The organism is Cognatishimia sp. SS12, from assembly GCF_028369055.1.
Lineage (GTDB): Bacteria > Pseudomonadota > Alphaproteobacteria > Rhodobacterales > Rhodobacteraceae > Cognatishimia.
This window is the reverse complement of the sequence record NZ_JAQNCZ010000003.1, coordinates 73306-86671: the sequence shown is the minus strand read 5'-3', so window position 1 is coordinate 86671 and position 13366 is coordinate 73306. Positions and strand designations below refer to the sequence as shown.

At 59.9% G+C, this 13366-nt stretch carries 8 protein-coding genes; 1 reads left to right on the top strand and 7 read right to left on the bottom strand.

Annotation, left to right across the window (positions count from 1 at the left end):
• Nucleotides 1-104: 104 nt before the first annotated feature.
• From N6L24_RS07470 to xdhA, 7 genes are all read right to left on the bottom strand, one after another.
• A complete protein-coding gene (locus N6L24_RS07470; RefSeq protein WP_271844050.1) occupies nucleotides 105-1175 on the bottom strand; it encodes a BMP family ABC transporter substrate-binding protein in 1071 nt (356 codons plus the stop codon).
• A 44-nt stretch (nucleotides 1176-1219) separates the two neighbouring features.
• The gene (locus tag N6L24_RS07465; RefSeq protein ID WP_271844049.1) at nucleotides 1220-2140 is read right to left on the bottom strand and encodes an ABC transporter permease; all 921 of its coding nucleotides are present in this window, start codon (nucleotides 2138-2140) and stop codon (nucleotides 1220-1222) included.
• Nucleotides 2141-2273: 133 nt separating this feature from the next.
• Entirely contained in the window at nucleotides 2274-3359 is a 1086-nt protein-coding gene (locus N6L24_RS07460; protein WP_271844048.1) for an ABC transporter permease, read from the bottom strand.
• Entirely contained in the window at nucleotides 3356-4894 is a 1539-nt protein-coding gene (locus N6L24_RS07455; protein WP_271844047.1) for an ABC transporter ATP-binding protein, read from the bottom strand. The genes N6L24_RS07460 and N6L24_RS07455 overlap by 4 nt, the downstream gene beginning before the upstream one ends.
• Nucleotides 4891-5838, bottom strand: coding sequence for a xanthine dehydrogenase accessory protein XdhC (gene xdhC / locus N6L24_RS07450; RefSeq protein ID WP_271844046.1), 948 nt, complete (start codon nucleotides 5836-5838; stop codon nucleotides 4891-4893). Before xdhC ends, N6L24_RS07455 begins: the two co-directional genes overlap by 4 nt.
• The gene (gene xdhB, locus N6L24_RS07445; RefSeq protein WP_271844045.1) at nucleotides 5831-8134 is read right to left on the bottom strand and encodes a xanthine dehydrogenase molybdopterin binding subunit; all 2304 of its coding nucleotides are present in this window, start codon (nucleotides 8132-8134) and stop codon (nucleotides 5831-5833) included. Before xdhB ends, xdhC begins: the two co-directional genes overlap by 8 nt.
• A complete protein-coding gene (gene xdhA, locus N6L24_RS07440; RefSeq protein ID WP_271844044.1) occupies nucleotides 8131-9501 on the bottom strand; it encodes a xanthine dehydrogenase small subunit in 1371 nt (456 codons plus the stop codon). Before xdhA ends, xdhB begins: the two co-directional genes overlap by 4 nt.
• A 272-nt stretch (nucleotides 9502-9773) precedes the next feature.
• Here xdhA and dnaE point away from each other — a divergent pair, with 272 nt between their 5' ends.
• Complete coding sequence (gene dnaE / locus N6L24_RS07435) at nucleotides 9774-13292, top strand: DNA polymerase III subunit alpha (RefSeq protein ID WP_271844043.1); 3519 nt, start codon at nucleotides 9774-9776, stop codon at nucleotides 13290-13292.
• The last annotated feature ends 74 nt before the right edge of the window (nucleotides 13293-13366 follow it).

The following is a 13366-nucleotide window of genomic DNA, read 5'->3' as shown; positions in this document are numbered from 1 at the left end:
GTAGGGGCGCGATATGACGAAGGTATGACAGCCGCGGCCAGCGCCCAAACAAAAAGGCCCGCCGAAGCGGGCCTTTGAATGGCAAAGAATGGCAAAGCCAGTGTTTACTGGGGCAGTTCTGCGGTCAGGCCTTCGACGTAGAAGTTCATGCCCGCAAGGGTGCCATCATCGGCGGTTTCACCATCCGCGAGCCAGGCAGAGCCGTCCTGTTTGTTGATCGGGCCGGTGAAGGCGTGATATTCGCCGGAGGCCAGCATGTCGCGCAGCGCTTCAGCTTCTTCTTTCACTTCCGCTGGAACGCGATCAGAGATTTCGCCAATCCCGACCATGCCAGCACCGATGCCATCCCATGTGCTCACTGTTTCCCAGCTGCCGTCCATCACGGCCTTAGTACGCTGGACGTAGTAGGGGGCCCAGTTGTCGATGATCGAGGACACGCGCGGGAAAGGCGCGTATTCAGACATGTCGGATGCTTGGCCAAAAGTGATGACATTGCCTGCCGCCTGCGCTGCGGCTTGCGGCGCGGTAGAGTCGGTGTGCTGCAGGATCACATCTGCGCCTTGTTCAATCAGCGCCTTGGCAGCGTCGGCTTCCTTGGCGGGGTCAAACCATGTGTAAACCCAGATGATCTTGAACTCGACATCCGGGTTCACCTTTTTGGCGTGAAGATAGGCAGAGTTGATCCCGCGCACCACTTCTGGGATCGGGAAGGACGCGATGTAGCCGATGGTGTTGGTTTCGGTCATACGGCCCGCAATGTGACCCTGAACCGCGCGACCTTCGTAGAAGCGGGCGGAATAGACCGACACATTCGGTGCGGTTTTATAGCCTGTGGCGTGCTCGAACTTCACGTTCGGGAATTTCTTGGCGACGTTCAGCGTCTGGTCCATGTAGCCAAAAGACGTGGTGAAAATCAGGTCCGCGCCTTCCAGGGCCATCTGCGTCATCACACGTTCGGCGTCCGGGCCTTCTGGCACATTTTCCACATAGACGGTTTCCACGTCATCACCAAAGGCTTCTTCCACAGCCTTGCGGCCCTGATCGTGTTCATAGGTCCAGCCGCCATCGCCGACGGGGCCGACATAGACGAACCCTACCTTGGTCTTTTCGGCCAGCGCGGTTGTCGCAAGACCCATGGTCAGGGCTGCTGTCGCGAGGAACTTTGTCAATTTCATCTTAGATTACTCCGCTGTTAAACGTGATTTGCACCATCGCAAAGCTATTGCGAGGCATGGAAAATGCGCCCCAGAGAGGCGGGTGCCCGGCTTTTGTCAGTCGACATGATGACAAGCACCAGAATGGTAATGATGTACGGCGACATCGCCAGGTATTCGACGGGGACCGCAATGCCAGCTGCCTGCAGGTTCAGCTGCAACACGTTGATGCCGCCAAAGAGATACGCGCCCAGTAGAACGCGCCAGGGCTTCCAGCTGGCAAAAACCACCAGCGCCAGCGCGATCCAGCCAATGCCGGCGGTCATGCCTTCGGTCCATTGCGGTACGCGAATAAGGCTGATGTAGGCCCCACCCAGACCCGCGCAGGCCCCGCCAAATAGGATTGCCAGCACCCGCACCCGTACCACGTGATAGCCCAGCGCATGGGCGGCTTCGTGGTTTTCACCAACAGCGCGCAGCACCAGGCCGACGCGGGTGTATTTCAGCATGGCCCAGGTCGCCGCCGTCAGCGCAATCCCGATGTAAAGCACCGGGTCATGGGAAAACAGGATCGGGCCAACCACAGGCAGATCCGAAAGGATCGGCAAATCAAGCTTGCTCATCGCCGGGGGTTTGATCCCGACATAGTTCTGCCCCAGAAGCGCCGAGAGCCCCAGCCCGAACAATGTCAGCGCGAGGCCCGAGGCGACCTGATTGGCCAGCGCGACCTGCGTCAGGAAAGCAAAAAGCAAGGACAGAACCGCGCCACCCACCATGGCCGCCAGCAATCCGGCATAGGGGTTGGTGGTTTCAACCGCGATGGCAAAGCCGCAGATCGCGCCGATGATCATCATACCTTCGACGCCCAGATTGAGAACGCCCGCCTTTTCAACGACCAATTCACCTATTGCCGCCAACAAGAGGGGGGTTGCCGCCACCATGAGTGACGCAATCAACAAGACGGGATTGATCGTCGACAGATCCATTAGCAGTCGCCTTTCTGTGCAGAACCATTAGGGGCGGCGCGCAAGCTGTCAAGCAGCGCGTGCAATCCATCAGCGGATATCAACCTGCGGTATGTCAAACCATTCAATCGGTCAGTTGAGAGGAAAGGCTGTTTCACGCTGCGGCCCCCTTTGCGGCAAGGCGGATGCGGAAGTTTGTCAGCACATCCAGCGCCAGCAAAAAGAACAGCAACATGCCCTGAAAAACCTGGATGGCCGCCGCGGGCAGCGACAGCGTGCCTTGCGCAATCTCTCCGCCAATATAGGTCAGGGCCATCAAAAGCCCGGCCAGCAGAATGCCAACCGGATGCAGCCGCCCAAGGAAGGCAACGATAATGGCGGTGAAGCCATAGCCAACGTTGAAATCAATGCTGATCTGCCCGGCCGGGCCGGAGACTTCAAACAGGCCAGCCAGACCGGCCAGCATGCCCGAGATCCCCAGGCAGAAGAGGATCAGCCGGGTGGGGTTCACCCCCCCGAACCGCGCGGCGCGCGGGGCCTCGCCGGTCAGGCGGATGTTGTATCCCAGAATATGTTTGTTCAGCAGCACATAAGACAGGATCACTGCGATGAAGGCCGCGACCACGCCCCAGTGCATGCCTGTGCCGGCAATCAATTCGCTGTTAAAGGCGCTCTCATAGCCCTGCAGGTTACGCGAGCCGGGAAAGCCGAATCCTTCAGGGTTCTTCAAGAGCCCCAATGACATGGAGGCCAGCATCTGTTCGGCGACATAAACCAGCATCAGAGAGACCAGAATTTCATTGGTGCCGAATTTGACCTTCAGAACTGCTGGGATCATCGCCCAGGCCCAACCGCCCAATGCGCCTGCGATCACCATCAGTGGAAAGATCAGCACGCTTTCGGTGGGGTAAAACGCAAGGCCCGCCCCCGCACCGCAGATCGCGCCCATGATATATTGGCCTTCGGCCCCAATGTTCCAGATGCCGGCCCGGAAGCCCAGCGAAAGACCAATGGCAATCAGGATCAAAGGCCCGCCTTTGACCAAGAGCTGGGGGCGATAGTAAAAGGCAAACTCGCCAAAGAGTGGATCATAAAAAATGACCCGAATGGCCTCAAACGGGTTTTTGCCAAGCGCCGCAAACAGCAAACCGCCAGCAAACATCGTGATAATCACCGCAACCAGCGGCGTCAGCAGCGACCAGGCGCGGCTGGGCTGTGGGCGTTTTTCAAGGCGGATCATGCTGTGGCCTCCTCAGCGACGGGGCCGGGGGCCTCCATGTCGTGGGCACCGCCCATCATCAGGCCGATATCCTCGATGGTCAGCCCGGTTGTCGGGCGGATCGCGGACAAACGCCCTTCGTTCAGCGCGCCAAAGCGATCTGAAATTTCCATAAGCTCGTCCAGATCCTGGCTGATCACAACAATGGCCGCCCCTTTGGCCGCAAGGTTCATCAGGGATTGACGAATGGCGGCCGCCGCCGCTGCATCCACGCCCCAGGTGGGCTGGTTCACCACCAGAACGTCCGGCGCTTGCAGCACCTCACGGCCAATCACGAATTTCTGCAGATTGCCGCCTGACAGCGCGCGCGCTGCCCGATCAGATCCCGGCGTGCGGACGTCAAATTGCGTGATGATATCCTCGGCAAATGCCTTGGTTGTGCGCCAATTGACAAACCCGTTTCGCGTCAGCCCCTGGCGGATTGCGCCAGTCAAAAGCGCGTTTTCGATCAGGCTCATGTTTGGGGCGGCCGCATGGCCCAACCGTTCTTCGGGGGCGGCCAGGACGCCAATGCCGCGCCGCTGGCTGGGGCCGAGGTTGCCGACGGCTTCGCCTCTGATCTGGATGGTGTCCGCGTTGGTCAAGAGCTCGCCTGAGAGGGCGGCCAGCAGTTCATCTTGCCCATTGCCGGCCACGCCACCAAGACCAAGGATTTCACCGGATTTTACCGCAAAGCTGATCTCTTTCAATGCCGTGCCAAAGGCTTTGCCCGATTGCGCCGAGAGGTTCGTGACCTTTAGCAGGGTGCTGCCATCAGGTGCGGCGCTGCGGGTTGGGGTTTGCAGCGTGCTGCCCACCATCATTTCCGCCATGTCGCGGGCCGACGTGGTGGCCGGGGTGCAGCTGCCGACGTTTTTACCCAGCCGCAGGATCGTCGCATGGTCGCACAGCGCGCGGATCTCTTCCAGCTTGTGACTGATATAGAGGATCGACGTCCCTTCGGATTTGAGCTTGCGCAGGGTTTGAAACAGGATTTCGACTTCCTGCGGTGTCAAAACGCTGGTCGGTTCATCCATGATCAAAAGCTTGGGGTCTTGCAGCAGGCAGCGGATGATCTCAACCCGCTGCCGCTCGCCCGCCGAAAGATCGCCGACGGTGCGGCCCGGGTCCAGCGGCAACCCGTAGGTTTCCGAAACATCGCGGATGCGCTGCGCCAGATCGCGCATGGGGGGCGGGTTTTCCATCCCAAGCGCCACGTTCTCGGCGACATCAAGCGCGTCAAACAGGGAAAAATGTTGAAATACCATGGCCACGCCAGTGGCGCGGGCCTGACGTGGTTCGCTCGGGGCAAATTCTGTGCCGCGCCACAGCATGGTTCCGCTGTCCGGCTTCACCAAACCATAGATCATTTTGACCAAAGTGGATTTGCCCGCGCCGTTTTCGCCCAAGAGCGCGTGGACCTCCCCTTCTTGAATGTCAAAGGACACGGCGTCATTGGCGACCACCCCGGGGTATGCCTTGGTCAGCCCTTGCAGCGACAAAAGGGGAGTTGTCATGCGCGTCTGTCCTTTCGGGTCAATTGATCTTTCTGGTTTCTCAATAGCTTAGAGGCGACGCCAATGGCAATGGCTTGCGGATGCTTGCCCAGTTCCGGCGCGCCAATCGGGCAGGTGATGCGCGATATTTGAGCGTCCGAGTGCCCAAGGGCGCTCAGGCGGGATCGAAACCGCGCCCATTTGGTGCGTGATCCGATCAGCCCGGCAAATCCGAAGCGATGGCGCAAAAGCTGGTGGCACAGCTCCAGATCCAGCGCGTGTGAATAGGTCACAATCAGGTGCTGTGCCTCTTGGGGGGCGCGCGGCACTACGCGGGCGGGATCGCTCGCAACAAGCGGCGTGACGGCGGTTGGCACGTCGGGGGGGAAGCGGTCTTGCGCTGTATCGACCCAGGTCACGTCGAAATCCGGCAAGGGCGCAAGCGTGTTCACCAAGGCGCGCCCCACATGTCCCGCGCCCCAGATCCACAGCGGCGTGCGCGGCGTTTGCAAGGCTTCTAACAGCCAGCCGCCGCTGAACGTAATGGTGGGCGACAGGCCCTGATTGCGCGCATCGGCAAGGCTGCGGCGGATCACAAGCGGCATGTCAGCTGCCGGGACCAGCGGGCGGGCATAGCAAAATTGTCCTTCCAGGCTGCGCAGCAGGCTCATGGTAATACGTTCGCTCACCAGCGTGACCGCCCCGCCGCAGCATTGCCCGAGCGCCGGGCCAAGCGGATGGTGGCTTTGAATGATGTCTGCGCCGCTCTTTAGCTGCGCCCGTGCGGCGGCGGCCGCCGCAAATTCCAGCTGGCCACCACCGATGGTGCCGCTTTGCCCGTCGTGCCACACCAGCATTTGTGCCCCCACTTCGCGCGGGCCGGAGCCTTTGACCGCCGCGGTGACAACCCGGATAATCGGGCCGTGGGCGGCGCAGTGCCGCTGGAGGTGGGGCAAATCAAACATCTTGCACCCGTTGTACTGCGCTGAGGATTTTCTCTGGCGTCGCAGGGCTTTGCAGGTCGGGGTAGCTGGCCCCGCAGGCCGCAACCGCATCGGAGAGGGCCATCAGCGCCGAGATGCCCAGCATCAGCGGCGGCTCCCCCACGGCCTTGGAGCGGTAAATCGTGTTCTCAGCATTTTCGTTGTCATACAGCGCGACGTTGAACACCTCGGGTCGATCCGAACAGGCCGGGATCTTGTAAGTGCTGGGCGCATGGGTGCGCAGATGGCCTGTCGTGTCCCAAACCAATTCTTCCGTCGTGAGCCAGCCGAGGCCCTGCACATAGCCGCCTTCGACCTGGCCGATATCAATCGCCGGGTTCAGCGAGCTGCCGGCATCATGCAGGATATCGCAGCGCAGAACACGGTTTTCCCCAGTCAGCGTATCTATCACCACTTCGGTGACGGCTGCGCCATAGGCGAAATAGTAAAACGGCCGCCCGTCGCCCTTTAGCCGGTCCCACTGTAGCTTCGGGGTCTTATAAAACCCCGTGGCCGAGAGGCTGATGCGGTTTTCGTAGCACAGCTGCGCCGCCTGCGCGAAGGTCAGAACATTGTCGCCTGCATGCACCAGACCGCCGGCAAAATTGATTTCATCCGCCGGGCAGCCCAAATGGGAGCCGAGAAAATCACTCATCCGGGCGCGGATCAGATCACAGGCGTTTTTGACCGCCATGCCATTCAGGTCGCTGCCAGAACTGGCCGCCGTGGCCGAGGTATTGGGCACTTTGCCAGTGTCGGTTGCGGTGATGCGCAGGCTCTCCATGCCGACGCCAAAACGGCTGGCGGCGACCTGCGCCACCTTCTGATTAAGGCCCTGACCCATTTCGGTGCCGCCATGATTGAGCTGAACGGAGCCGTCCTGATAGACATGCACCAATGCCCCGGCTTGGTTGAGGTGGGTCAATGTGAAAGAGATGCCAAATTTCACCGGCGTCAGCGCGATGCCTTTTTTCAGAACCGGGCTGTCCTCGTTCCAGTCTGCAATCGCCGCCCGCCGTGCATCGTAATCGGCGCTGTCACGCAGTTTGGCCACAAGATCATGCAGCACAAAGTCCGTCACCTGTTGCCCATATGGGGTGACGTTGCGCTGCGCCGCGTCTCCTTCTGTCGCGCCAGTTTCGTCGTAAAAATTGATCTGCCGCACGGCCAAAGGGTCAAGCCCCAGATCATGGGCGATGTGATCCATCACCCGCTCAATCCCCAGCATGCCTTGGGGGCCGCCAAATCCGCGAAAGGCGGTGGCCGATTGTGTGTTTGTCTTTAGCCGATGGCTTTCAATGCGGATATCTGGCAAGCGATAGGCATTGTCTGCGTGCAGCATCGCGCGGTCCGCGACGGGCAGCGACAGGTCTTGCGCCCAACCGCAGCGCGCAAGCTGCACAAACTCCAGCCCCAAAACCCGGCCCTGATCGTCATGGCCCACGGTATAGTGAATGCGGAAATCGTGGCGTTTGCCGGTGATGATCATGTCATCGTCACGGTCATAGCGCATTTTGCAGGCCATGCCGGTGATGGCACTGGCCACCGCGCAGCTTACCGCCAGCGCATTGCCCTGACTTTCCTTGCCACCAAATCCGCCGCCCATGCGCCGGGTTTCCACGCGCACGGCGTGCATCGGTTTGCCAAGGGCTTCAGCCACTTTATGCTGAATTTCGGTCGGATGCTGGGTGGAGCTTTGCACCACCATATCGCCATTGTCCTGCACCTGCGCCAGCGCAGCTTGTCCTTCAAGGTAGAAATGTTCCTGTCCCGCGACTTCCAGTGTCCCCGACAGTTGGTGCGGTGCGCTTTTGAGGGCGGCGGCGGCGTCACCGCGCGCCCAAATCCGCGGGCCATCTTCAAAACGGCTGTCAGCAGCCATAGCCTGATCTATCGTCAAAATAGGCGTATCTTCGCGATAGCTGATCTCGCCTTTGCGCGCGGCTTTGCGCGCAGCCAGATGGCTGTCGGCAATCACCAGAAACAGCGGCTGGCCCAAATAATGCACGCTGCCATCCGACAGCAGCGGTTCGTCATGGGCCGAGGGGCTGACATCATTGGCAAAAGGCAGATCATCCGCCGTCAGCACAAGGCGCACGCCGGGGGCCGCGCGCACCGCGCTGAGGTCCATGTCGGTGACGCGGCCCTTGGCGATGGTGGCAAGGCCAAAAGCCAGATGCAGGCAGTTGCGCGGCACCGGAATGTCGTCAACATAGCGGGCCTGCCCGGTCACATGCTGCCGGGCACTGTCGTGGGGTAGGGGTTTGGCGACACTCATGGCCGCACCGCCAGAACTGAGGTTTCTGCCCCGAGATCTTCCAGAAAATAGCGTGTCAGCATGTTGCGCGCCGCGTCCAGGCGGTAGCGGGCCGAGGCCCGCATGTCGCTGAGCGGTTCAAAATCCTGCTGCCAGGCTTTCCAGGCATTGGCGATGGTCTCTTCATTCCAGGGCTGGCCGATCAGGGCCGCTTCGACCGCTGCGGCGCGTTTGGGCACCCCGGCCATGCCACCAAAGGCGATGCGGGCGGCGCTGACTTTGCTGCGTTTGACGGTGATGTTAAACGCTCCCAAAACCGCTGAAATATCCTGATCAAACCGCTTGGAGAGCTTATAGACCTTGAGGCGATCGGCCTGCCGGGGGATCACCAGCTTTTCGACGAACTCGCCCGGCGCGCGATCCTGCTTGCCGTAGGCGATGAAGAAGTCTTCAAGCGGCAGGGCGCGCGTTTCCTCGCCCTTGCGCAGATGCAAGGTTGCGCCAAGCGCGATCAGGGCCGGGGCGTTATCCCCAATGGGGGAGCCATTGGCGATATTACCGCCGATGGTCGCGGCATTGCGGATCTGGGTGCTGGCAAAGCGGCGCAGCATCTCGCCATAGCTGGGATGCAGCGGGGCCATCACATCGCGCATTTTGCGCATCGTGACCATCGCGCCGAGCGTGATTTCTTTGCCGGTGACTTTCACATCGCGCAGATCAGCGCAGCGATTCAAGAAAATCACCGGGTGCAGATCGCGCAGGGATTTTGTGACCCAAAGCCCCACATCTGTCGCCCCGGCCACAAGTGTGGCCTCTGGCATTTGGGCATAAAGCCGCGCCAGAGCATCGCTGCTTTCCGGTTGCAGCGGCTCGCGCTCAGGCTCTTCAACTGCGCTGGGCAGGGCGTCTGTCAGCCACTCGGGCACGGGCGCTTCGGCGGCGTCCTCGGCGGCGCGGATGATGGGCGCATAGCCGGTGCAGCGGCAGAGATTACCGGCAAGCTGGTCATCAAAATCGCGCGCGCCATTGCTGTGCGCAGCGACCAGAGAGGCGACAAACCCCGGCGTGCAGAAACCGCATTGGCTGCCATGGTGCGTGATCATCGCCTCTTGGACCGGATGCAACGTGCCATCCTGCGCCGCAAACCCTTCGACTGTGCGCACGGCTTTGCCCTGCAGTTGCGGGAGGAACAGAATGCAGGCGTTCAGCGCATGGAGGCCATCCTGGTCCTGCACCGTGACCGAACAGGCCCCGCAATCGCCTTCGTTGCAGCCCTCTTTGGTCCCGGTAAGGCCCCGATGCTCGCGCAGCCACTCCAGCAGCGTCATCGTCGGTTTGACCTGCGTCAGTGTGACGGTCTCTCCATTCAGAAGAAACGTGATGTCCATCAAAGAAACCTGTCGCCTTACCCAAACTTTGCCGATCTGCCCCCGTTCGATGCGACGTAGAAAAGGGGCGGCGTTGTGCACCTATTGGGTAACTCTAAGGACGGAGTTGCGCCTATGACAAGAAAAACTTGGGTCGCGTTTCAAGCGAAGCGTGGCTCCGGCGCGTTTTTAGGCAGGCCGTCTGGGCCCATCCGGGCGGCGCGGAGGCAGAGGTGGCAATACAGATCGAAAGGATCATTTCTTCGCCCTCCAAGCTGCGGTAGGGTGCGGCCATGAGCACTGATCCCCGATTCATTCACCTGCGCGTCCATACCGAATACTCCCTGCTGGAAGGGGCTATTCGCACCAAAAAACTACCTGGTATGTGCGCCGCGATGGACATGCCTGCGGTGGCTATTACCGATACGAACAACATGTTCGCGGCGCTGGAGTTTTCCGTCACCGCGCTGGGGGAAGGGGTGCAGCCGATCGTCGGCTGTCAGGTTGATCTGCAAATGCCGCATGATGATCCAAGCGGGCGCACGCAGACGCCAAAACCCGCGCCAATTGTCCTGCTCAGCCAGAGCGAGCAGGGCTATGAGAACCTGATGAAGCTCAACTCCTGCCTTTATGTGGACAAAGGCGGGCAGCTGCCGCAGGTCACGATGGAAGAGCTGGCGCAACATTCGGCAGGGCTGATCTGTCTGACGGGTGGCCCAGATGGCCCGATGGGGCGTATGTTACGCGCCGGTCAACGCCCCGCGGCCGAAGAGATGATGCGCGCCTTCAAAGCCATGTTTGAGGACCGGCTTTACGTGGAATTGCAGCGCCATCCCGGCGAAGACGGCAAACCCGAAGCCGAGCAGTTAAGCGAGCGCGGCTTTGTGGAAATGGCCTATGCGATGGATATCCCGCTGGTCGCCACCAATGACGTTTATTTCCCCAAGACTGAAATGTATGAAGCGCATGATGCGCTGATCTGTATTTCCGAAGGGGCCTATGTCGATCAGGCCGACGGGCGTCGTCGCCTGACGGCGCAGCATTATTTCAAATCGCCGCAAGAAATGATCACCCTGTTTGCCGATCTGCCAGAGGCGATTGAAAACACGGTTGAGATCGCCAAACGCTGCGCCTTTGCCACCTATCGGCGTGATCCGATCTTGCCCAAATTCGCCGATGACGAGGTCGCCGAGCTGCGCCGCATCGCCAACGATGGCTTGCAAAAACGACTGGCCGTGATCCCACATGCGGTGAGCGTCGAAGACTATCAAAAACGGCTCGACTTTGAGCTGGATATCATCGAAGGCATGGGCTTTCCGGGCTATTTTCTGATCGTTGCCGACTTTATCCAATGGGCCAAGGACAATGACATCCCCGTCGGGCCGGGGCGCGGCTCGGGCGCGGGCTCGCTTGTGGCCTATGCGCTGACCATCACCGACCTTGACCCGCTGCGCTATTCGCTGCTGTTTGAACGGTTCCTTAACCCGGAACGGGTGTCGATGCCCGATTTTGACATCGATTTCTGCATGGATCGCCGCGAAGAGGTGATCCGCTATGTGCAGCAGAAATATGGCCGCGACAAAGTGGGGCAGATCATCACCTTTGGTGCGCTGCTGTCCAAGGCCGCCGTGCGCGACATCGGGCGGGTTTTGCAGATGCCCTACGGGCAGGTGGATCGCCTGTCCAAGATGATCCCGGTGGAAGGCGTCAAACCGGTGTCCATCGAAAAGGCCCTCAAGGATGAGCCGCGCCTGCGTGATGAGGCCAAGAACGAAGAGGTTGTGGACCGGCTGCTGAAATACGGGATGCAGGTCGAGGGGCTGTTGCGCAACGCATCGACTCACGCGGCGGGCGTGGTGATTGGCGATCGGCCGCTGGATGCGCTGGTGCCGCTTTACCAAGATCCGCGCTCTGACATGCCGGCCACGCAATTCAACATGAAATGGGTGGAGCAGGCCGGGCTGGTCAAATTCGACTTTCTGGGCCTAAAAACCCTGACCGTCATTCAGAACGCTGTGGATCTGATCAAGGGCGAAGGGCGCGATATTCACATCGCCCAAGATGGTCGCACGCTTTATGAGCCGCCCGAAGGCGCGGTGAATGAGATCAACGCCATCCCGCTGGATGACAAGAAGACCTATGATCTTTATGCCGCCGCCAAAACCGTTGCGGTGTTCCAGGTGGAATCCACCGGCATGATGGATGCGCTCAAGCGCATGAAACCGACCTGCATTGAGGATATCGTTGCGCTTGTCGCGCTCTATCGTCCCGGCCCGATGGAGAATATCCCCACCTATTGCGAGGTGAAAAACGGGCAGCGCGAAATTGAATCCGTGCATCCGCTGATTGACCATATCCTGGCGGAAACTCAGGGCATCATCGTTTACCAAGAACAGGTGATGCAGATTGCCCAGGTCATGGCGGGCTATAGCCTGGGCGGCGCGGATCTGCTGCGCCGCGCCATGGGTAAAAAGATCAAAGAGGCGATGGATGCAGAGCGTCCGAAATTTGAGAAAGGCGCTGCCGAAAACGGGGTGCCGGCCAAGAAAGCCTCTGAGGTTTTTGACCTACTCGAAAAATTCGCCAACTACGGGTTTAACAAATCCCACGCCGCGGCCTATGCGGTGGTGTCCTATCAAACCGGCTGGCTGAAAGCCAACCATCCGGTCGAGTTCATGGGCGGGGTCATGAACTGCGATATCCATCTGACGGACAAGCTGGCGATTTATTTTGAAGAGGTGAAGAAAAAGCTGCAGCTGCCCTATGTGCCGCCCTGCGTAAACCGCTCAGAGGCGACGTTTACCGTGCGCGAGGGCAAGTTGATTTACGCGCTCGGCGCGCTGAAAAACGTTGGCGTTGAGGCGATGACCCTCGTGACCGAAGGGCGCAAGGTCGACGGCGAGGACAAGCCCTTTGCCAACCTCTTTGATTTTGCCCGAAGGGTGAACCTGAAGAAGGTCGGCAAACGCCCGCTTGAAATGCTGGCCCGCTCTGGGGCCTTTGACGAATTGGACCGCAATCGCCGCAAAGTGTTTGAAAGCCTTGAGGGGCTGGTGAATTATTCCGCCGCCATCCATGAACAGAAGGAAAGCAATCAGGTCTCGCTTTTTGGCGAGGCGGGTGATGATCTGCCCGAACCGCGCCTCAGCAAAGCCGCCGATTGGCTGCCGGCTGAAAAGCTGGATGAAGAGGCCAAGGCGATTGGCTTTTTCCTCTCGGGCCATCCGCTGGAAGATTACATGCCCGCGCTGAAACGCAAAAAGATCATGACGCTGGACGAGCTGACCGATAAGGCGCGCGGCGGGCCTTGCGTGGCCAAAATTGCCGGGCGTGTCTCGGGCCGGCAAGAACGTAAATCCGCGCGCGGCAACCGCTTTGCCTTTGCGCAGCTGTCTGATCCGACCGGGGCCTATGAGGTGACGATCTTCTCGGAAACTTTGGAAAAAAGCCGCGAGCATTTGGAAACCGGCTCCAAGGTGGTGGTGACGGTGGAAGCGACGATGGAGGCGGACCAGCTCAAGCTCTTGGCGAAATCCATCGGGCCGATTGATGCGGTGGTGGCGGATGCCGGATCCGCCGGTTTGCGCATTTTCATTGAGAAACCCGAGGCGCTGTCAACAATCGCCAATGTGCTGAATGATGCGCGCGCGGACATCAAGACTGGCCCGCGCGGACCTGTTGTGTTCAACCTTATGAACCCGGAGCTGCCGGGCGAAGTTGAGATCGACACCGGGCAGGAATACCCAATCAATCCGCAGATCAAGGGCGCGCTGCGCTCGCTGGATGGGATCATGGATATTCAGGATTATTAATCTCGGTTTGGGCGAGAGGCTTTGCCCCTCAGCCACAAGGGCGGCCTTGTGGCTTCACCCCAGAGTATTTTTAA